Annotated in this window: 25 protein-coding genes; 2 read left to right on the forward strand and 23 right to left on the reverse strand. The window is 72.1% G+C overall.

Annotated elements, in window-relative coordinates:
• The first annotated feature begins 167 nt into the window (after nt 1-167).
• Entirely contained in the window at nt 168-2591 is a 2424-nt protein-coding gene (locus GVV04_RS07275) for a hypothetical protein (protein WP_161685858.1), read from the forward strand.
• A 121-nt stretch (nt 2592-2712) separates the two neighbouring features.
• Here GVV04_RS07275 and GVV04_RS07280 read toward each other — a convergent pair whose 3' ends face one another.
• From GVV04_RS07280 to GVV04_RS07295, 4 genes are all read right to left on the reverse strand, one after another.
• Nucleotides 2713-3675: an aldo/keto reductase gene (locus GVV04_RS07280; RefSeq protein ID WP_328822247.1), complete on the reverse strand. Its 963-nt coding sequence runs from the start codon at nt 3673-3675 to the stop codon at nt 2713-2715.
• A gap of 154 nt (nt 3676-3829) precedes the next feature.
• Nucleotides 3830-4627, reverse strand: a complete 798-nt coding sequence (locus GVV04_RS07285; RefSeq protein WP_161685860.1) for a nucleotidyltransferase domain-containing protein — start codon at nt 4625-4627, stop codon at nt 3830-3832.
• Nucleotides 4624-6303 carry an ABC-F family ATP-binding cassette domain-containing protein gene (locus GVV04_RS07290; RefSeq protein ID WP_161685862.1) on the reverse strand — a complete coding sequence of 560 codons (1680 nt, stop codon included), beginning with the start codon at nt 6301-6303 and terminating at the stop codon, nt 4624-4626. The genes GVV04_RS07285 and GVV04_RS07290 overlap by 4 nt, the downstream gene beginning before the upstream one ends.
• Nucleotides 6304-6343: 40 nt before the next feature.
• Nucleotides 6344-6949, reverse strand: a complete 606-nt coding sequence (locus tag GVV04_RS07295) for a class I SAM-dependent methyltransferase (RefSeq protein WP_161686754.1) — start codon at nt 6947-6949, stop codon at nt 6344-6346.
• 121 nt (nt 6950-7070) lie between these two features.
• Here GVV04_RS07295 and GVV04_RS07300 point away from each other — a divergent pair, with 121 nt between their 5' ends.
• On the forward strand, nt 7071-8108 hold the full coding sequence (locus GVV04_RS07300) for a hypothetical protein (protein WP_161685864.1): 1038 nt from the start codon (nt 7071-7073) through the stop codon (nt 8106-8108).
• Between the two features lie 25 nt (nt 8109-8133).
• Here the strand turns inward: GVV04_RS07300 and truA are convergent, their stop codons facing one another.
• The 19 genes from truA to GVV04_RS07395 all read right to left on the reverse strand — a co-directional run bounded on the left by truA (nt 8134) and on the right by GVV04_RS07395 (nt 20071).
• A complete protein-coding gene (gene truA, locus GVV04_RS07305; RefSeq protein WP_161685865.1) occupies nt 8134-8964 on the reverse strand; it encodes a tRNA pseudouridine(38-40) synthase TruA in 831 nt (276 codons plus the stop codon).
• Nucleotides 8965-9032: 68 nt separating this feature from the next.
• Nucleotides 9033-9590 carry a 50S ribosomal protein L17 gene (gene rplQ, locus GVV04_RS07310; protein ID WP_161685867.1) on the reverse strand — a complete coding sequence of 186 codons (558 nt, stop codon included), beginning with the start codon at nt 9588-9590 and terminating at the stop codon, nt 9033-9035.
• A 34-nt stretch (nt 9591-9624) separates the two neighbouring features.
• Nucleotides 9625-10647 (reverse strand): DNA-directed RNA polymerase subunit alpha, encoded by a 1023-nt coding sequence (locus GVV04_RS07315; RefSeq protein ID WP_161685869.1) that lies wholly within the window; start codon nt 10645-10647, stop codon nt 9625-9627.
• Between the two features lie 98 nt (nt 10648-10745).
• Complete coding sequence (gene rpsD, locus GVV04_RS07320; protein WP_161685871.1) at nt 10746-11372, reverse strand: 30S ribosomal protein S4; 627 nt, start codon at nt 11370-11372, stop codon at nt 10746-10748.
• Between the two features lie 13 nt (nt 11373-11385).
• Nucleotides 11386-11793: a 30S ribosomal protein S11 gene (gene rpsK / locus GVV04_RS07325; protein WP_161685873.1), complete on the reverse strand. Its 408-nt coding sequence runs from the start codon at nt 11791-11793 to the stop codon at nt 11386-11388.
• Nucleotides 11794-11811: 18 nt separating this feature from the next.
• Nucleotides 11812-12192: a 30S ribosomal protein S13 gene (gene rpsM, locus GVV04_RS07330; protein ID WP_089012515.1), complete on the reverse strand. Its 381-nt coding sequence runs from the start codon at nt 12190-12192 to the stop codon at nt 11812-11814.
• 258 nt (nt 12193-12450) lie between these two features.
• Nucleotides 12451-12564 carry a 50S ribosomal protein L36 gene (gene rpmJ / locus GVV04_RS07335; protein WP_043965539.1) on the reverse strand — a complete coding sequence of 38 codons (114 nt, stop codon included), beginning with the start codon at nt 12562-12564 and terminating at the stop codon, nt 12451-12453.
• 95 nt (nt 12565-12659) lie between these two features.
• A complete protein-coding gene (infA, locus tag GVV04_RS07340) occupies nt 12660-12881 on the reverse strand; it encodes a translation initiation factor IF-1 (protein ID WP_007073013.1) in 222 nt (73 codons plus the stop codon).
• Between the two features lie 220 nt (nt 12882-13101).
• Nucleotides 13102-13791 (reverse strand): DUF1707 SHOCT-like domain-containing protein, encoded by a 690-nt coding sequence (locus tag GVV04_RS07345; RefSeq protein WP_161685875.1) that lies wholly within the window; start codon nt 13789-13791, stop codon nt 13102-13104.
• A 192-nt stretch (nt 13792-13983) separates the two neighbouring features.
• Nucleotides 13984-14835, reverse strand: a complete 852-nt coding sequence (map, locus tag GVV04_RS07350) for a type I methionyl aminopeptidase (protein ID WP_161685876.1) — start codon at nt 14833-14835, stop codon at nt 13984-13986.
• 89 nt (nt 14836-14924) lie between these two features.
• A complete protein-coding gene (locus tag GVV04_RS07355) occupies nt 14925-15578 on the reverse strand; it encodes an adenylate kinase (RefSeq protein WP_161685878.1) in 654 nt (217 codons plus the stop codon).
• Complete coding sequence (secY, locus tag GVV04_RS07360; protein ID WP_161685880.1) at nt 15579-16907, reverse strand: preprotein translocase subunit SecY; 1329 nt, start codon at nt 16905-16907, stop codon at nt 15579-15581.
• A gap of 235 nt (nt 16908-17142) precedes the next feature.
• On the reverse strand, nt 17143-17586 hold the full coding sequence (gene rplO / locus GVV04_RS07365) for a 50S ribosomal protein L15 (protein WP_161685882.1): 444 nt from the start codon (nt 17584-17586) through the stop codon (nt 17143-17145).
• The gene (rpmD, locus tag GVV04_RS07370) at nt 17586-17768 is read right to left on the reverse strand and encodes a 50S ribosomal protein L30 (RefSeq protein WP_161685884.1); all 183 of its coding nucleotides are present in this window, start codon (nt 17766-17768) and stop codon (nt 17586-17588) included. The genes rplO and rpmD overlap by 1 nt, the downstream gene beginning before the upstream one ends.
• Nucleotides 17768-18382 carry a 30S ribosomal protein S5 gene (gene rpsE / locus GVV04_RS07375; protein WP_161685886.1) on the reverse strand — a complete coding sequence of 205 codons (615 nt, stop codon included), beginning with the start codon at nt 18380-18382 and terminating at the stop codon, nt 17768-17770. The genes rpmD and rpsE overlap by 1 nt, the downstream gene beginning before the upstream one ends.
• Nucleotides 18383-18415: 33 nt before the next feature.
• A complete protein-coding gene (rplR, locus tag GVV04_RS07380) occupies nt 18416-18805 on the reverse strand; it encodes a 50S ribosomal protein L18 (RefSeq protein WP_161685888.1) in 390 nt (129 codons plus the stop codon).
• Nucleotides 18802-19344 (reverse strand): 50S ribosomal protein L6, encoded by a 543-nt coding sequence (gene rplF, locus GVV04_RS07385; RefSeq protein ID WP_161685891.1) that lies wholly within the window; start codon nt 19342-19344, stop codon nt 18802-18804. Before rplF ends, rplR begins: the two co-directional genes overlap by 4 nt.
• A 16-nt stretch (nt 19345-19360) precedes the next feature.
• Entirely contained in the window at nt 19361-19768 is a 408-nt protein-coding gene (rpsH, locus tag GVV04_RS07390) for a 30S ribosomal protein S8 (protein ID WP_161685893.1), read from the reverse strand.
• A 117-nt stretch (nt 19769-19885) separates the two neighbouring features.
• Nucleotides 19886-20071 (reverse strand): type Z 30S ribosomal protein S14, encoded by a 186-nt coding sequence (locus tag GVV04_RS07395; RefSeq protein ID WP_161685895.1) that lies wholly within the window; start codon nt 20069-20071, stop codon nt 19886-19888.
• Between the last annotated feature and the right edge of the window lies 1 nt (nt 20072).

Below are 20072 nucleotides of genomic sequence, written 5' to 3' on the forward strand. Positions count from 1 at the left end.
GGGTGGTGGTCCGCCACGGCACCGGGGCCGTCCGCCCCTCACCACTGTCGGAGACACGACGTACCTGGGCCGGCTGGTCGGGCTGGAGTAGTCGCAGGTCGGGCGCGTCGCCGCGCCGCGCTGTGCCAAGGTGGCGATCGGGGGCACCGGGCCGTAACGTGCCCGACATGGCCTTTCGGACGTGGGGCAAGCTGCTGCTCACCGCGCTCGGGGTGAGCGTGCTCGCCGGGGCCGGTCAGCTCGGCGTCGCGTACGGGTTCGGCATCGTCCGACTCGCCGGCGACTTCACCGACGCCACCGTCAACCGGTGGCCGGCCCAGTTGGTCTGGGTGAGCTGGTTCGCGACGGTCGCCGCCGTGGTCGGGGCCGTGGTGGCCGAGCGTATCGCCCGCGCCGAACCCGTCGCGGCCACCACGACGGGGCGGCTCGGAATGGCCGGCGCGGCGGCGCTGGGCGCGACCGTCGTCGCCCCGCTGTGCATGCAGCCGGCCCGCGCCACCGAGCTGAGCGGCGTCGACCCGGTCTGGGCGGTCGGCATCTGCGCCGTCCTCGGCGCGGTGGCCGGCGCCGGGGCGGCGCTCGCCGTGCTGCTCCGCCCGCCGCTGGGCTGGAACCTGACGATGGTGGCCGGCGCGGTGTGGCTGGTCGCCCTGTTCTCGTCCCTGCCGGCCCTGGTCGGCACCGGCCCGCTGCCGACCATGCGGCTGGGGGTGTTCGAGCCGGGCTGGCTCGACGCCGCCGCGGCGCAGCGGCTGGCCATGGTGCTGCTGCCGCTGGTGGCCCTGCTCGCCGGCGCGGCCTCGGGCGCACTGGCCCGCTGGCGGGGCCACCCGCCGCTGATCGGCGGCGCGTCCGGCGCGTCCGGCCCCGTGCTGGTCGCCTTCGCCTACCTGGCCGCCGGCCCGGGAGACTCCGTCGACCGGTACCAGCTCGCCCCCTACTACGGCGCCCTGATCGCGGTCGCCACCGGCGTGCTCGGCTCCGCCGCCGCCACCCTGGCCCGCTGGCCGCTCGTCACCTCCGGCCACCCCACCGACCAGCCGGCCGACCGACCCGCGACGCCGGTCGAGGCCGTCGGCGACCCGGCGATCGAGCCCACGGACATCCTCCGGCCGCTGCCTGCCGGCCCGACCGTGCCGGTGACCGGCGACGCGGACGGCGCCGACCCCGTCGGCCCGCCCGCCTCGGACACCGCCTCGGCCCGTCGGGTCCCCGCGACCGTCGGCGATCCGCTGCCGGACGGCCGCCCTGCGCCGGGCACGCCGGCCGGCGGGAGCACGCCGGCGCACTGGGAGTGGCCGACGGCCGCCGGCACGGCATCCTCCGCCCAGGGCGCCATGCCCCGCACCGCCGACGGGCCCGCCACCGCCGACGGGCCCGCCGTCTCCGGGACCCCCGACGCGCCCCGCACCCCCGACACCTCCCCCGTCGCCGAAGCCCTCCCCGCCGAGGCGCCTCCCGCCACTGACGCCTCCCGCCCCGGCGGCGATGACGCCGGGGTCACGGTCGCCCCGGTGCCCCGGCCGAAGCGGGCCCGGAAACCGAGGGCCGGCACCCCACCGGCGCCGGCCACCGAGACACCCCCGCCGGCCGACAGCCCAGATCCGGCCGGCACCCCAGACCCGGCAGCCTTGACGGGTCGGAGCGCCGCCGGCAGTGCGGGCGCGAGCCGCCCCCGCGCGGCCGACACCGCCGACACGACGGACAACGCCCGCCCCGGCAGCCCTCGGGACAAGGGAACCGCCGCCGACCCGACGGGTCCGGCCGGCCCCGGGAGCGTGCCGGGGGTGGAGGAGGTCACCGACGGCGCCTCCGGTGGCTCCGGAACCGCCGCACCGGCGGCCACCCCCGCCCGACGGCAAGCCAGGCCCACGTTCTTCGAGGCACCCTCGTTCGAGGACATGGTGCAACCCGCCCCGCCGGAGCCGACCTGGACGAGCGACGCCACGCGCGACTGGTCGCCCCCGGCCGAACCGGACAGCCGGCCGGCCCCCGCCGATGCCGACCCGCGGCCCCGGCCCCGGCGGCCCCTGCCCGACCTGGGCCGGGTGGCGAGCTGGGACGCTTTCGGCAACACCGTCCGGCGGGCCGGCCCCACGGCGACCGTCGGCCACGGCGGGGTCGGGCCACAGCCTCACGCCCCCCGGCCGGCCGATCCCGGGCCGAGCGAGCTGGACCGGACCGACAGCGGACAGACCGACAGCGGACGGACCGACAGCGGACGGACCGCCGGCCGCCCGCCTGTCGACGGCGGCCGAACCGACACCGGGCCGAGCGACACCAGGCCGGCCAACACCGGGCAGGGCGACGGCGAGCCGGGCACCGCGACCCCGGTGGCGGCCGGTGACGCGATCGAGGACCCCGCCACCGGCCGGTCCCGCCTACGGCGCGCCCTGTTCCGGCGCAACCGGGCCCGGACCCCCGACGACGCGGCGCCCACGGCCGAGCGGGACGACCGCCGGGAGCAGCAGGACGAGGAGTACGTCGACTGGGTCACCGGCCTGGCCAGTCCCGTGCCGGACCAGGACGGCGGGCCGGAGAACGCCGGGCAGCGGTCGCTGCGTCCCCCCGGCCGCCACCACCGGGACTGACGGCGAGGTTCGACGACGGAACGCCGACGTGGCGGGGTCTCGCCCACCATGCGCCGCGACGTCGCCGGCCGGAGGCGACCCGGGCCCGCCGGCCCGGAGGTGACCCGGGGCCGGTCGCGGCTCAGAGGATCGCGTCGAGGGCGTCGAGGTCCGCGTCGGTGGGCTGCCAGACGCCGGCCTCCGCGTTGGCCCGCACCTGCTCGGGCGTGGTCGCACCGGCGATCACCGAGGTCACCGCCGGCCGGGCGGCCAGCCCGCCGATGGCCACCTGGAGCAGGGACAGCCCTCGCTCGGCGGCGTACGCCTCCAGCGCCTCGATGACGTCCCACCGCGCGGCGGCCAGGCGCTCGGCGTACCGGCCGCCCCCGGAGAGCCGACTGCCGGCGGGTGCCGCCTCGCCGCGCTTGTACTTGCCGGTGAGCAGCCCGTTGGCCAGCGGGAAGAACGGCAGCATGCCCAGGCCGAACCGCTCGCAGGCTCCGATGACCTCGGCCTCGACGCCCCGCTCCAGCAGCGAGTAGTGGTTCTGCGCGCTGATGAACCGGGCCCGCCCGCTGGACGAGGCGACCCAGTCGGCGTCGGCGATCTGCCAGCCGGCGAAGTTGGAGTTGCCGAGGTAGCGCACCTTGCCGGCGCGGACCAGGTCGTCCAGGGCGGCGAGGGTCTCGTCGATCGGGGTGCCCGGGTCCGGCTCGTGCATCTGGTACAGGTCGATGTGGTCGGTGCCGAGCCGGCGCAGCGACGCCTCCACCGCCCGGGCGATGTACCGCCGGGCGCCCCGGGCCCCGTGGTCCGGGCCGTTGCGCCCCTGCATGTCCATGCCGAACTTGGTGGCCACCACCACGTCGTCCCGGCGGCCCTTGAGCACCTGGCCGAGCAGCTCCTCGGAGCCCCCCGGCTCATCGCCGTAGATGTCGGCGGTGTCGAAGAGGTTGATGCCGGCGTCGAGGGCGGCGTCGACCACCACCCGGGTGCCGTCGAGGTCGAGCTTACGGCCGAAGTTGTTGCAGCCGATGCCGACCACGGACACCACGAGCCCGGAGTCGCCCAGCCGGCGATAGGTCATCTCAGTCACGTGATCCACCCTATGCCCGCCCCGGTGGGGCCACCGGTCGGACGCCCCACCGCCCCGGCGTAGCCCGCCCGCCCCGGCAACAGCGGCTCACCCCGGGTGCCGCCGGAGAGACGGCCACCCCGGCTCAGCGGGGCGACCCGGCACGGCCCCGTCGAGCGGCGGATCAGCGGAGCGCCTCGGCGACCAGCCGATGCGCGTCGGCGACGGTGGCGGCCAGCTCGGCCGGGGTGCGGCCGACCGCGCCGAGTAGCCCCTGTGCCCGGCGGGCGAAGTCCACCGGGGCGCCCGGCAGCCTGCCGGCCGAGGCGATCATGCCCTTCTCGTTCACCAGCCACCGCCCGGCCCGGCCGTGCAGCGCCTGGACGACCACGCCGACCGCCCGAAACAGGCAGCCGGCCACGTAGCCGCCATCCCCCGCCGCCGCGCCCTTGGCGGCTGCGTCGAGCAGGAACCCCGCCTCCCAGCCCCCGGCCAGCAGGGCGGTGGCCAGCGCAGCCGGGTAGCACCCGGTCTCCGCCCGCAGCGCGGTCAGCTCCCCGGTCGGGTCGCCGAGCACCCGGCACAGCGCCACCTCGCCGGCGTAGGCGTGCGAGTAGAAGCCCAGCGGGTGACCGGCCTGCACCTCGACGGTGTACCGGCCGGCCCGGCAGTCGGCCCAGACCCGGCCCACCCGGTCGAGGTCGCGGTAGATCCAGTCCACCGCCACCCCGCCGACGCGCAGCCAGCCGCCGCCGTCCACCCACGGCCCCCAGCCGCCCGGCGCGGTCAGTTCCGCCTCCGCCCCGGCCACCGAGGCGGCGACGGCGCGCAGCGCCGGCACGTCCAGGCCACCCCGGTAGTAGAGGCCCACGTCCCAGTCGGAGTCGGGCCGGTGTTCGCCCCGGGCCCGGCTGCCGCCGAGAGCCACCGCGACCACCCCGTCCACCCCGCAGAGCCGGTCGACCAGCTCGTCGCCGATCACCCGACGTCCCAGACCGGCTCCGGCGTCTGCACCACCTCGCCGTCGCTGCGGAACAGCACGAACCGGTCGAAGGAACGGGTGAACCACCGGTCGTGGGTCACCGCGACCACCGTCCCGGCGAACGCGGTCAGGCCCGCCTCCAGCGCCTCCGCGCTGGCCAGGTCCAGGTTGTCGGTGGGCTCGTCGAGCAACAGCAGCGTCGCCCCGGACAGCTCCAGCATCAGCACCAGGAAACGGGCCTGCTGGCCGCCGGAGAGGGTGCCGAACCGCTGGTCGCCCTGCCCCGGCAGCTCGTACCGGCTCAGCGCCGCCATCGCGGCGTGCCGGTCCATTCCGGCCCGGTGCTCGTCGCCGCGCCAGAGGATGTCGACGAGCGTGCGGTCCACCAGCTCGGGGCGGTCGTGGGTCTGGGAGAAGTGGCCGGGGCGGACCCGGGCGCCGAGCCGGACCGTCCCGCCGTGCGCCACCGGGGCGAGCGCGGCGGCCCCGTCGACCGGGCCGTTGGCCGGCTCCGGGTCGGTGCCACCCCGGGCCAGCAGCCGCAGGAAGTGCGACTTGCCGGTGCCGTTCGCGCCGAGGACCGCGACCCGGTCGCCGTACCAGATCTCCAGGTCGAAGGGGTAGGTCAGGCCGTCCAACTCGAGCTGCTCGGCGACCACCGCGCGCTTGCCGGTCCGCCCGCCGGTCAGCTTCATCCGGATGTCCTGGTCCTTCGGGGGTACGGGCGGCGGCCCGGCCTCCTCGAACTTGCGCAGCCGGGTCTGCGCGGCCTGGTACCGCGAGGCCAGCCCGTCGTTGTACGCCGCCTTCTGCTTGTACATCAGCATCAGCTCGCGCAGCTTCTGGTGCTCCTCGTCCCAGCGGCGGCGCAGCTCGTCGAGGCGGGCGTGCCGGGCCACCCTGGCCTCGTGCCAGCTCGCGAAGCCGCCGGGGTGCACCCAGGCGCTGCCGCCCTCCACGGCGACCACCCGGCCGGCGGTGCGGGCCAGCAACTCCCGGTCGTGCGAGACGTAGAGCACCGACTTCGGCGACTCGCGCAGCCGGTCCTCCAACCACCGTTTGCCGGGCACGTCGAGGAAGTTGTCGGGCTCGTCGAGCAGCAGCACCTCGTCGGGGCCGCGGAGCAGCAGTTCGAGGGCGAAGCGCTTCTGCTGGCCGCCGGAGAGGGTCCGCACCGGACGGTCCCGGGCGGCGTCCCAGGGCAGGTCGAGCACGATGGTGGTGACGGTGTCGAAGAGCACCTCGGCGTCGTACCCGCCGGTCTCGCCCCAGGCGGCAAGCGCGTCCGCGTACGCGAGCTGGGCCCGGCCCGCGGCGGTGCTGAACTTGCCGCGGGCCTCGGCCGCCCGCATGGCCGCCTCGGTCTCGGCGAGCCGGCGGCCGGCGTCGCGCAGCGCGGGCGGGGCGAGCGACAGGGCCAGGTCGGCGAGGGTGGAGTCGTCGCCGATCATGCCGATGAACTGGCGCATCACGCCGAGGCCCCCGGAGCGGGAGACGGCACCGGTCCGCACCGGCAGGTCGCCGGCGACCATCCGCAGCAGGGTCGTCTTGCCGGCCCCGTTCGGCCCGACGAGAGCGACCTTGGCACCCTCTCCGACCCGGAACGACACGTCGGTGAAGAGTTCCCGACCGTCGGGCAGGATGTGCCCGACCATTGCCACGTCCACGTATCCCACGTCGGCATCCTGCCCGAGCAGCCGGCCGGGCGACACTCGATTACCGGGTGACCCGCAGCACCCGGAAGCCCTTCTGGCTGGCGTGCCGCCACACCTGCCAGCCCTGCTCGACCAGCCAGCGTTGCAGGGAGTCGCCGCCGAGGTGGCGGGCCACCACCAGCCAGGCCACGCCGTCCGGGGCGAGCCGGGGCAGCCAGCGCAGCAGCAGCTCGTGCAGGCCCTCCTTGCCGATCCGGATGGGCGGGTTGGACCAGATCTGGGCGAAGGCCAACTCGGTCGGCACGTCGTCCGGGGTGGCGACCCGGACCCGGTCGGCGGCGCCGACCCGCTCGGCGTTGACGGTGGTGAGCGCCCGGGCCCGTTCGTTGACGTCGACCGCCCAGACGGTGGCCGCCGGAGCGCTGTCGGCCAGCACGCAGGTGATCGGGCCGAAGCCGCAGCCGAGGTCGAGCAGCGGGCCGGCGACGTCCGGCGTCGGCAGGTCCGCCTTGCGCAGCAGCACCGCCGTGCCCGGGTCGAGGCGGGCGGCGGAGAACACCCCACCGGCCGAGGTCAGGGTGTACTCGCGCCCGGCGGCGGTGAACTCGACCTCCCGGGGGCGGGCGTCGGTTCCGGGTTCAGCGCTGAAGTAGTGGTCGCCGGTCACGTCCGGCATTCTCGCACCGCCGTTCGGGCCGGCGATGGCGCGGTGGGCGGCGGCGGCGACCCGGCACCGCGATATCCCGTTATTACCCCCTAAAGGGACAATAGGCCCTAGTCTGGGCGGCATGGTGTACCGGTACGAATCCGATGAGGACGCATTCGAGGGACGCCCTCGGCCCGGCTCGGAACTGTCGACGGTCGGCGACGCCGGCCCCGCCCATACCGGCCCCTCCCCGTCCCGCTTCCCGACGCCGTCCCTGCCCCGGGCCACCCGCCCCGCGCCGCCCGCCCCACCGCCGGGCCCGGTCCCGTCCCGCGGCGCACCCCCGTTCTCCCCGCCGCCCACCCGGGCTGCCGCCACCACCCAGCCGCTGGACCTCCCCCGCAGCCGGCGAGCCCCGGAACCCGGCCGAAGTGGCGGCCGGCTCTGGCAGGTGCTGGTCGGCGGCGCGGCGGTCCTGGTGCTCCTCGCCCTCTGCGGGCTGGCCGGCGCCGCCCTGCTGCCCGACGGGACCTCGCAACCGAAGGTCACCCCGAGCCTGCCGGCCGCCGCCCCGTCGCCGTCGCGCACCGAACGGCAGGACATCGACTCCCGGGACACCGACCCGGCGCCACTGACCGCCAAAGAGGTCTTTTCCGGCCGGAAACTGACCATCGGCGACGGCGAGGAGCCGTACGCGGTACTCAAGACCCAGTCGAGCGCCAGCTGCCCGACCGCCGCCACCGGCGAGGTGGCCGACCTGCTCGTCCAACTCGGCTGCAACCAGGTGGTCCGGGCCACCCTGCGCTCCCCCGACGAGGAGCACCTGCTCACCGCAGGGCTGTTCAACCTGACCGACGTGGCCACCGCCCAGCGCGTCCGGGACCGCCTACGGGAGTTGCTCGACGGGCGGGAGGGCCGGTTCCGCGGCATGCCGGCCGGCGACGACACCGAGGCGCTCACCGACGCACCCTCCCGGGTCGGCTGGCAGGTACGCGGCCACTACCTCGCGTACTGCCTGGTGGTCCGGGCCGACGGCAAGCCCGTGAAGGCCGGCGACCCGAAGGTCCGCGAGGTCCTGTACGACCTGATCGAGCTGCACCTGGACAAGAAGGTGCTGGAGCGTCGCGCGACCGGAGGCTCGACCGGACAGGCCACGGCCGCCCCCGGCGGAACCAACTGACCGGCCGCCCGGGGAACCTGCGGCCTCAGGCCTGCGTGGGGACGCGGAGCCGGCGGGTGAGGTCGGAGCGGCGGGCGTACTCGGCCGGGTCGTCGGGGTAGCCGACGGCGACCAGGGTCAGCCCGTGCGCCGGGGCCACCGTCACCTCGCTGGACCGGTCCCGCCGGGCCAGCAGGCCACCCGGCCAGTCCACCGGGCGCCGGCCGTCCCCGGCGACCAGCATCGCCCCGACCAGGCTGCGGACCATCGCCTGGCAGAACGCGTCAGCCTGGACGGTGGCGACCAGGATTCCGTCCGGGTCGCGCCGCCAGTCCAGCCGGGTCACCTCCCGCAGTGTGGTGGCGTTCTCCTTGCGCCGGCAGTACGCGGCGAAGTCGTGTTCCCCCACCAGCCCCGACGCGGCGGCGTTGAGCAGGCCCGGGTCGAGCGGCCTCGGCCAGGCCAGCACCTCGTGCCGGCGCAGCGGCTCGGCCCCGAACGGCGCGTCGGTCACCCGGTACTCGTACCGGCGAAAGGTCGCCGAGAACCGGGCGTCGAATTCGGCCGGCACCTCGGTCATCGTCCGCACCCGCATGTCGGTGGGGAGCAGCCGGGCCAGCCGGTGCAGCAGCGAGCCCTCCCACTCGTGCCACACGGCGGTGGGCAGATCGAGGTGGCAGACCTGGCCGGTGGCGTGCACCCCGGCGTCCGTCCGCCCGGCCACGGTCAGCCCGGCCGCCACGCCCGCCCCGAGGACCAGGTCCAGGGTCTGCACGAGCACGCCGGCCACCGTCCGCCGGGTCGGCTGGGCCGCCCAGCCGGAGAAGTCCGTGCCGTCGTACGAGACGTCCAGCCGCAGCCGGGTCCGCTCGTCCACCTCGCGTACCTCCTCATGGGTCGGGCCCGGCATCCCCGTGGGGGTGCCGGGCCCGAAGGTGCCGTTGATCAGGCCTTGTTCTCGGTGGCCTCGTCGCTGTCCTCGCGGGCGGTGTCGGTGTCGCCGGACGCCGACACCGGCGCCTCGGCGTCCTGGTCGTCGGACTTCGCCTGCGGGGTCTCCTCCGCGGGGGCGAGCGCCTCGACCTTGTCCTGCTGCGCGGCCTTGCGAGCGGCGGTCTTCTTGTTCGCCTTCGGCTCGGCGACCTGCAACTCCTCGACCAGCTCGATGACCACCATCGGAGCGTTGTCACCCTTGCGCGGGCCAGTCTTCACGATCCGGGTGTAGCCACCGTTGCGGTTGGCGTACCGGGGCGCGATCTGGTCGAACAGGGAGTAGACCACGTCCTTGTCCTTGACGACGCCCAGCACCCGCCGCCGCGCGGCGAGGTCGCCCCGCTTGGCCTTGGTGATGAGCTGCTCGGCCAGCGGACGCAGCCGCCGGGCCTTCGTCTCGGTGGTCTTGATCTTGCCGTGCTGGAACAGCGCAGTGGCCAGGTTGGCCAGCATCAGCCGCTCGTGCGCGGGGCTGCCGCCGAGGCGGGGGCCCTTGGTGGGCGTGGGCATGCTTGGTGCTCCTCAGGTGTGGCGGCAGCGGGGACTAGAGCTGCTCGGTCTCGCGGTAGTCGTCGGTGTCGTAGTCGGCCTCACCGAAGGCGTCCACGACGTTCGCCGGGTCGAAGTTCGGGGCCGAGTCCTTCAGCCCCAGACCCATCCCGGCCAGCTTCATCTTGACCTCGTCGATCGACTTCTGGCCGAAGTTACGGATGTCGAGGAGGTCGGCCTCGGTGCGCCCGATGAGCTCACCGACGGAGTTGATGCCCTCGCGCTTGAGGCAGTTGTAGGAGCGGACGGTGAGGTCCAACTCCTCGATCGGCAGAGCCAGGTCCGCCGCCAGCTGCGCGTCCTGCGGGGACGGCCCGATGTCGATGCCCTCGGCGGTCTCGTCCAGCTCCCGGGCCAGCCCGAAGAGCTCCACCAGCGTCGAACCGGCGGAGGCCAGCGCGGTGCGCGGGCCCATCGACGGCTTGGTCTCGACGTCAATGATCAACCGGTCGAAGTCGGTCCGCTGCTCGACCCGGGTCGCCTCGACGCGGTACGTCACCTTCAGCACCGGCGAGTAGATCGAGTCGACCGGGATCCGGCCGATCTCGGCGCCGGACTGCTTGTTCTGTGCCGCGGTCACGTAGCCGCGACCCCGCTCGACGGTCAGCTCCATGTCGAGCCGGCCCTTGCCGTTGAGGGTGGCGAGCTTCAGGTCCGGGTTGTGCACCGAGACGCCGGCCGGGGGCTGGATGTCGCCCGCCGTCACGTCGCCCGGGCCCTGCTTGCGCAGGTACATGCTGACCGGCTCGTCGTGCTCGGAGCTGACGCACAGCTCCTTGATGTTCATGACGAGCTCGACCACGTCCTCCTTGACACCGGGGATCGTGGTGAACTCGTGCAGCACGCCGTCGATCTTGATGGAGGTGATCGCCGCACCCGGGATGGACGACAGCAGCGTACGCCGCAGCGAGTTGCCCAGGGTGTAACCGAAGCCCGGCTCCAGCGGCTCGATGGTGAACCGGGACCGGGTCTCGTTGATCGACTCTTCGGACAGAGACGGTCGCTGGCTGATGAGCATGTCTTCTCTTCTCTTCCGGGACGCCCGCTATTTGACGTCCGCGACACAAACTGTTCCGGTGGCCCGCCCCGCAGGACGGACCACCGCAACGAGCCCGACTACTTGGAGTAGAGCTCGACGATCAGCTGCTCCTGGACCTGGGTGTCGATCACCTGGCGGGCCGGGAGCGAGTGCACGAGAACCTTCATCTGGCTCGGGATGGCCTCCAGCCACGCCGGGACAGTCTTCGAGCCGGCCTGAGCCTGCGCCACGATGAACGGGGTGAGCTCCTTGCTCTTGGCCCGAACCTCGATGATGTCGTGCTCCTTCACCCGGAACGACGGGATGTCGACCTTCTTGCCGTTCACCGTGAAGTGGCCGTGCTTGACCAGCTGACGGGCCATGTCACGCGAGTGCGCGTAACCAGCCCGGTAAACGACGTTGTCCAGCCGCGACTCGAGGATCTGCAGGAGGACCTCGCCGGTCTTGGCCTGCTTGCCCACGGCCTCCTCGTAGTAACCGCGGAACTGCTTCTCCAGCACGCCGTAGACGCGGCGGGCCTTCTGCTTCTCGCGGAGCTGGAGCAGGTACTCCGTCTCCTTGGTGCGGCCGCGGCCGTGCTGCCCGGGCGGGAACGGCCGGGACTCGAACGGGCACTTCGGGCCATCGCACTTGCTGCCCTTGAGGAACAGCTTCATCTTCTCCCGCCGGCAACGGCGGCAGTCAGCACCGGTGTAACGAGCCATCTCTCTCTACCTCTCAGACCCGGCGACGCTTCGGCTGACGGCATCCGTTGTGCGGCTGCGGGGTGACGTCGGCGATCTGGCCGACCTCCAGCCCGACGGCCTGCAGCGAACGGATCGCGGTCTCCCGGCCGGAACCGGGGCCCTTGACGAACACGTCGACCTTGCGCATGCCGTGCTCCATCGCCCGACGCGCGGCGGCCTCGGCGGCCAGCTGTGCGGCGAACGGAGTCGACTTGCGCGAGCCCTTGAAGCCAACCTGGCCGGCGGAGGCCCAGGAGATGACCGCACCGGTCGGGTCCGTGATGGACACGATGGTGTTGTTGAAGGTGCTCTTGATGTGCGCCTGCCCGTGGGCGACGTTCTTGCGTTCCTTGCGCCGGACCTTCTTGACAGCGGCTCCGGCACGAGCCTTCGGTGGCATAAGTCTGTGCGCTCCTAGTTACTTCTTGCCGGGCTTCTTCTTGCCGGCGACGGTCCGCTTCGGGCCCTTGCGGGTCCGCGCATTGGTCTTGGTCCGCTGGCCACGCACGGGCAGACCCCGGCGGTGCCGGATGCCGGCGTAGCAGCCGATCTCGACCTTGCGGCGGATGTCAGCGGCGACCTCGCGGCGCAGGTCGCCTTCAACCTTGTAATTGCCCTCGATGTGGTTCCGGAGCTGGACCAGCTCCTCGTCCGTGAGGTCCCGAGCGCGCTTGTCCGGCGAGATGCCGGTGGCGGCGAGCGTCTCCAGGGCGCGGGTACGACCCACGCCGAAGATGTAAGTGAGCGCGATCTCCATCCGCTTTTCGCGGGGGAGATCCACGCCGGCTAGACGTGCCATGTGCGGGCGTACTCCTTGTGGTGTTCTGCGGAGGTCTGAACCCGTCCCACCCCACTCCGGTCGGCCCAGCGCCGTGGCGCCGGGAGGATCGACCGCTGCCCGAGCGGGCCCCGGCCTCCGACCGGGGGTCAACCACGCAGAGGTACGCGCTACGCGCACCGCTCGTGGCTGGGACGAGCTGATGATGTGTTGGCTGGACCTGCTGCCCGGACCGGTTCGACTGGCCGTGACCAGTAGGTCACGGTCGATCGGACTAGTTCAGCCCTGGCGCTGCTTGTGACGCGGGTCGCTGCAGATGACCATGACCCGGCCGTGCCGACGGATCACCCGGCACTTGTTGCAGATCCTCTTGACGCTCGGCTTGACCTTCACGGTTGCCTTACTTCCCATCCGGCCCGGAGACGCGACACGCGCGACGCCGGACGTCGAAGACGGACACGGGGACTACCCGGCCGCCGTCAGGTCGCTTACTTGTAGCGGTAGACGATGCGCCCGCGGGTCAGGTCGTACGGCGAGAGTTCGACGACGACCCGGTCCTCCGGCAGGATGCGGATGTAGTGCTGCCGCATCTTGCCGCTGATGTGAGCCAGCACCTTGTGACCGTTCGCGAGCTCCACCCGGAACATGGCGTTCGGCAGGGGCTCGATGACCCGACCCTCGATCTCGATGGCTCCGTCTTTTTTCGGCATGTCCTCCGCTGTCCTGACGTCGGTTGCTCCGGACGGCCCACAACGTCTTACACGGGCCCCGAAACGGGACCCGAGCCAGCCGCGGCTCCGACTCCCACCGAAGCGCAGGATGGGCATGCCGGAGTGGACGCTGTGCGCCGATCAGAAAGTCTACGCCCGCTTGCCGGCCGTCGCCAAACCGGGCTCGGTTCGGTGCGCCGGACCGGACAGAACCGGCCGTTCAGACCTCGGCATCGGCCTCGCCCCGCCGGCGTTCCCGCTCGCCGACCGGCAGCTCCCCCGTCGGCCCCCGAGGGTCCTCCCCGCTCGACGGCCCCAGGCCCGGATGCTGCGGATTCCCGGCGGCCGACGGCCACCGCCGCTCGTGCTCCTCGGCGGCGGCAGCCAGCTTCCGCGCCCGCTTGCGGGCCCGCTTCGCGAGCCGGTACTCACGCCGTCGCTCCTGCTCCACCGCCCACCGCCGCGGCTCCCCGGCGGTGAGGCCGGCGACCGTGCGCACCAGGAGCACCGCCCCCCACGGCCCGGCCACCCAGGCGGGCCAGAAGTAGAGCAGGTCGGTGGCGAGGGTCGAGGTCACCGCCCAGACGGTCACCACGATCGCGACCACCCGCAGGTACGGAAGCCAGACCTCGGCCAACCACCGGACGGTCACCGACGACTGGGCGCGTTCCGCCGCCGAAGGGACCGCGGCCGGCACCGTTGCTAGTTCCGACGCCGCCGGGGCGGCCGGCATCGGCAGATCGGTCACCAGCGCGTCCAGTTCGCCGTACGTGCGCGAGGTGTACGCCCGCTGCAACCGCTCGTCGTACTCGTGCAGGTCGAGCCGGCCCTCGTCGACTGCCGCCCGCAGTTGGTCCGCCACTACCTGCCGGTCCGTGTCGGCGGCCCGCATTCCGTCGCGTCCCTCCATGCCCGTAAGCATGCCACCGCCCCACCAGCACCGTCCGCCGCTACCGGCTCCTCGCGTCGGGCTGGAGCCGGGCCGGCACCCCGTGCCGGCGTCCGGGACACCTCAAGAGGCCACCGCGCGAGCCTCAGGCGGGGCGGTGGGAGCCGTAGCGGCCCGGGTGCGCGGACGCCCCAGCGGGACGCGGAGGAGGGCTCAGCGGGTCGGAGAGCCCGCGGGCTGGCGGGAGGTGACCAGGTCGCCGAGCCGCCCCCGGCCCCCGTCGAACGCGGTCAGCACCCACACCCCGTCGGGCAACAGCGCCATCGTGTGCTCGACGTGCACCGCCATCGAGCCGTCCCGGGTGACAACCGTCCAGCCGTCGGCCAGCTCGGCCGTGCGCGGCGAGCCCTTGGTGATCATCGGCTCGATGGCCAGCGCCATGCCCGGCACCAGCCGGGGGCCCTTGCCGGGTCGGCCGTGGTTGAGCACGTGCGGGTCCTGGTGCATCTCGGTGCCGATGCCGTGCCCGCCGTACCCGTCGACGATGCCGTACCGGCCGCCCTTGCGGACCGCGTTCTCCACCGCGTGCGAGATGTCGGTCAGCCGGCCTTTGCCGCTGGCAGCCCCCCGCGCCGCAGCGGCGATCCCGGCCCACATCGAGTCCTCGGCCACCGCGGCCATCTTCAGCAGCGCCGGGTCGACCTCCCCCACGCCGACGGTGATCGCCGCGTCGCCGTGCCAGCCGTTCAGCACCGCGCCGCAGTCGATCGAGATCACGTCGCCGTCCTGGAGCACCTGGGCGGGCGACGGGATGGCGTGCACCACCTGCTCGTTGACCGACGAGCAGATCGAGGCGGGGAAGCCGTGGTAGCCCTTGAACGAGGGCACCGCCCCGGCCTCCCGGATCGTCGACTCGGCGATCGCGTCCAGGTCTGCGGTGCTGACCCCGGGGGCGACCGCCTCTCGCATCCGGCGCAGCGCCTCGGCGACCACCAGCCCGGCGGCGCGCATCATCTCGATCTGGTCGGGGGTCTTCAGCTGGATGTCCAGCTGGGGACGACGCATGGAGCAGTTACCTTTCGTCGCGCGGATCAGCGGGGCACGTCACACGTACCCCGCTGTTCGCACTCTATCCGCCGGAGCCCCGGCGGTCGTCAGCCGCCGTATGAGCGGAGGGCGTCGATGGCGCGGACGGTGACGTCCTCCACCGGGCCGGTGGCGTCGATGCCCACCAGCTTGCCCTGGGCGCCGTAGTAGTCCACCAGCGGCGCGGTCTTCTCGGCGTACTCCCGCAGCCGGGCCGCGATGGTCTCCGGCTTGTCGTCGTCGCGCTGGAACAGCTCCGCGCCGCAGCGGTCGCAGATGTCGTCCCGGGTCGTCGCGTCGAACTCGACGTGCCAGATCTTCCCGCAGCCCCGGCAGGTACGCCGGCCGGAGAGCCGCCGGATCACCTCGTCGTCGTCGACGACCAGCTCCAGCACCAGGTCCAGCGCGGTGCCGAAGTCGGCGAGCAGCTTGTCCAGCGCGGCGGCCTGCGGCGTGGTGCGCGGGAACCCGTCGAGCAGGAAGCCCTCGCTGGCGTCCGGCTCGGCGAGCCGGTCCCGGACCATGTTGATGGTCACCTCGTCCGGGACCAGCTTGCCGGCGTCCATGTACCGCTTGGCCTCGATGCCCAGGGGCGTGCCCTGGGAGACGTTCGCCCGGAAGATGTCACCGGTCGAGATCTTCGGCACCGAGAGGTGAGCGGCGACGAACTCCGCCTGTGTGCCCTTGCCCGCGCCCGGCGGGCCAACCAGAACGAGTCGCATCTACCGCAGGAACCCTTCGTAGTTCCGCTGCATGAGTTGGCTCTCGATCTGCTTCACGGTCTCCAGACCGACGCCGACCATGATGAGCACAGCGGTGCCGCCGAACGGGAAGTTCTGGAACTGCTGGCTGTTCAGCCAGATGAAGAAGAAGTTCGGCAGGACCGCCACGATGCCCAGGTAGAGCGCGCCCGGCAGGGTGATCCGGCTGAGGATGAAGTCGAGGTAGTCGGCGGTCGGCTTGCCTGGGCGGATGCCCGGCACGAAGCCGCCGTACTTCTTCATGTTGTCCGCGACCTCGGTCGGGTTGAACGTGATCGACACGTAGAAGTACGTGAAGAAGATGATCAACAGGAAGTAGGTCACGATGTACAGCGGCTTCGACGGGTCCACCACGTTGTTCTGGATCCAGGCCTGGGTCTTGCCAGGGTTGTTCTGGTCGAAGAACTGGAGCGCCAGCTGCGGCAGGTAGAGCAGCGAAGAGGCGAAGATGACCGGGATGACACCCGCCTGGTTGACCTTCAGCGGGATGTAGGTCGAGGTGCCGCCGTACATCCGCCGGCCGATCATCCGCTTGGCGTACTGCACCGGGATCCGGCGCTGTGCCTGCTCGATGAAGGTGACGGCGGTGATGACCACCAGGACCAGCGCGAGCACCAGGAAGAACTTGCCCCAGCCCTGCTGAGTCTTGATCTTCCAGCCCTCGCTGGGGAGGCGGGCCGCGATCGAGGTGAAGATCAGCACCGACATGCCGTTGCCGACGCCCCGGTCGGTGATCAGCTCGCCGAGCCACATCACCATGCCCGTGCCGGCGGTCATCGTCATGACCAGGATGGTCAGCGTCAGCCAGTTCGGGATGCCGGTGCCCTCGGGGACAATCGGGAACTGGTCGCACTTGTTCTGGAAGAGCTGCCCGGAGCGGGCCAGCGCCACGAACGCCGACGACTGGAGGATGCCCAGGCCGAGGGTGAGGTAGCGGGTGTACTGGGTGATCTTCGCCTGGCCGGCCTGACCCTCCTTGCGGAGCTGCTCCAACCGCGGGATGACCACGGTGAGCAGCTGCAGGATGATCGACGCGGTGATGTAGGGCATGATCCCCAGCGCGAAGACCGAGAGCTGGAGCAGCGCCCCGCCCGAGAAGAGGTCGAGCAGGTTCAGCACCCCGGTGGTGTCCCCCTGGATGCTGTCGAGACACTTCTGAACGTTGCCGTACGAGACACCCGGGCTGGGCAGGGTCGCGCCGAGCCGGTAGACCGCGATGATGCCTACCGTAAACAGCAGCTTCTTGCGCAGGTCAGGCGTACGGAACGCACTGAGAAAGGCGGACAGCAACTTTCTTCCTCCTGCGCGAGGCGGGCCGCCGGTGGTGGTCCCTGGCGGTCGGGGTGGGTGCCGGGCGAGCGCCCGATATCCATAGCTGGGATGGGACTCTAACAGCCCGATCCCGGTCTGGGCAGGTGTGCCCAGCTACATAAACCGAATCCGATATTACCCGGTGCACACGTTCGGGGTAGACCGTGGCGCCCGCCCAGTCACAGACAACTGAGCGGGCGCCACAGGTTCTGCCCTACAGCTCGGTGACGGAGCCACCGGCGGCGTTGATCTTCTCCTTGGCCGACGCGCTGAACGCGTGCGCCGACACCTGGATGGAAACGCCGCTCAGGTCGCCGGTGCCGAGGACCTTGACCGGCTGGCCCTTGCGGACCGCGCCGGCCTCGACCAGCTCCAGCGGGCCGACCTGGCCGCCGTTCGGGAACAGCTCGGCGAGCCTGTCCAGGTTGACCACCTGGAAGACCACCTTGAACTTGTTCTTGAAGCCCTTCATCTTCGGCAGGCGCATGTGGATGGGCATCTGCCCACCCTCGAACGCCGCCGAGATGTTCTTGCGGGCCTTGGAACCCTTCGTGCCGCGACCGGCGGTCTTGCCCTTGGAGCCCTCACCGCGACCCACACGGGTCTTCGCGGTCTTGGCACCGGGCGCCGGGCGCAGGTGGTGGACCTTGATCGTCATTACTCGACCTCCTCGACCTTCACGAGGTGGTTGACCGCGAAGATCATGCCCCGGATCTCCGGCCGGTCCTCCTTGACCACCACGTCGTTGATCCGCTTGAGACCAAGCGAACGCAGCGACTCACGCTGGTTGTGCTTGGTCCCGATCACGGACCGGAGCTGGGTGACCTTCAGGCGAGCCATCAGGATGCCACCCCCGCCCGCGACGCGAGCATGGCGGCCGGCGCGACGTCCTCGACCGGCAGGCCACGACGGGCCGCGACGGCCTCCGGGGACTCGAGCCCCTTCAGCGCCGCCACCGTGGCGTGCACGATGTTGATCGGGTTCGACGAGCCGAGGCTCTTGGAGAGCACGTCGTGAATGCCGGCGCACTCCAGCACGGCACGCACCGGGCCACCGGCGATGACGCCGGTACCGGCCGAGGCCGGCTTGAGCAGCACCACGCCGGCGGCGGCCTCACCCGTGATCGGGTGCGGGATCGACTTACCGATCCGCGGCACCTTGAAGAAGTGCTTCTTGGCCTCCTCGACGCCCTTGGCGATCGCCGCGGGCACCTCCTTGGCCTTTCCGTAACCCACGCCGACGGTGCCGTCGCCGTCGCCCACGATCACCAGGGCGGTGAAGCTGAAGCGACGACCACCCTTCACGACCTTGGCGACGCGGTTGATCGCGACGACCCGCTCGAGGTGCGGGGTCTTCTCGACGGGCGCGTTTCCGCGGCCGCCCTCACGGCGGTTGTCGCGGCGACCACCCTCGTTGCCACCGGACCCGCCGCCACGGCGCTGTTGACCTGGCATCAGCAGCCTTCCTTCTCTCTCGTGACGGGGTTTCTAGAACTCGAGCCCGGCTTCGCGGGCGGCGTCGGCAAGCGCGGCGACCCGCCCCGCGTACCGGTTGCCACCGCGGTCGAAGACGACCTTCGAGATGCCGGCAGCCTTGGCCCGCTCGGCGAGCAGGGTGCCGACCTTGCCGGCCAGGGCGCTCTTGTCGCCCTCGGTGCCGCGCAGCGAGGCGTCCAGGGTCGAGGCCGACGCCAGGGTGTGACCCTTGGTGTCGTCCACGATCTGGGCCACGACGTGGCGCAGCGACCGGGTGACGACCAGACGGGGACGCTCGGTGGTGCCGCTGACGTTCTTGCGGACCCGGAAGTGCCGACGCGCACGGCCGACGGCGCGCTTGGCGGCAACGCCGCGGCGGCGCTTGAGCAGCGTGGCGCTCACTTCTTACCTGCCTTTCCAGCCTTGCGGCGGATGACCTCGCCCTGGTACTTCACGCCCTTGCCCTTGTAGGGCTCCGGCGGGCGGATCTTCCGGATGTTGGCGGCGACCTCGCCGACCTGCTGCTTGTCGATGCCGGCCACGTGGAACACGGTCGGCTTCTCCACCGTGAAGGTGATGCCGTCCGGCGCGGGGACCAGCACCGGGTGCGAGAACCCGAGCGCGAACTCCAGGTCCTTGCCCTTGGCCGTGACCCGGTAACCGGTGCCGGCGATCTCCAGGCTCTTACGGTAGCCCTCGGTTACGCCGACGATCATGTTGGCGACCAGCGTACGGCTCAGGCCGTGCAGCTCCTTGGCCTTGCGCTCGTCGTTGGGCCGGTTGACGTGCAACTGGCCGTCCTCGGCGCGCTCCGCCTTGATGGGCTCGGCGAGCGTGTGCGACAGCTCGCCCTTCGGGCCCTTGACCTTGATGGTCTGGCCGTCGATCGTGATGTCGACGCCGGCAGGCACCGGGATCGACTTACGTCCAATACGCGACATTTCTACCTGTCTCCCGTTACCAGACGAAGGCGAGGACTTCCCCGCCAACGCTCCGCTTGCGGGCCTGCCGGTCGGTGAGCAGCCCCTGGGACGTCGAAATGATCGCCACGCCCAGCCCGCCGAGCACCCGCGGGAGCCCGTCCGACTTGGCGTACACCCGGAGACCGGGCTTGGACACGCGCTTGATGCCGGCCAGGCTCCGCTCGCGGCTCTGGCCGTACTTCAGCTCGACGACCAGTCGCTTGCCGACGGCGCCCTCCTCGGGCTCCTCGACCGACCAGGTGGCGATGTAACCCTCGGTCTTCAAGACCTCGGCGATGTTCGCCTTGATCTTGGAGTAGGGCATCGTCACCCGGTCGTGGTACGCCTGGTTGGCGTTACGCAGACGCGTGAGCATGTCTGCGATCGGGTCGGTCATCGTCATGGATTTCGTCAGCCTTTCTCGCCGGGGTTCCCGGGGCGGTGAGCCCCGGGCCTACGGCGAAGAGCAATACATGATCGGTGCAAGGGGCCCCGGCCGGCAGCCGGGGCGCGGTCGCCCTTACCAGGAAGCCTTGGACACGCCCGGCAGCTCACCGCGGTGGGCCATCTCCCGGATGCAGATCCGGCAGAGACCGAACTTGCGGTAGACCGCCTTCGGACGCCCGCACCGCTGGCAGCGGGTGTACGCGCGAACCGAGAACTTCGGCTTCGCGGCCGCCTTGAGGATCAGCGCCTTCTTGGCCATC

The sequence above is a fragment of the Micromonospora rubida genome, from assembly GCF_009908295.1.
In the GTDB taxonomy this organism is placed as follows: Bacteria; Actinomycetota; Actinomycetes; order Mycobacteriales; family Micromonosporaceae; genus Micromonospora; species Micromonospora rubida.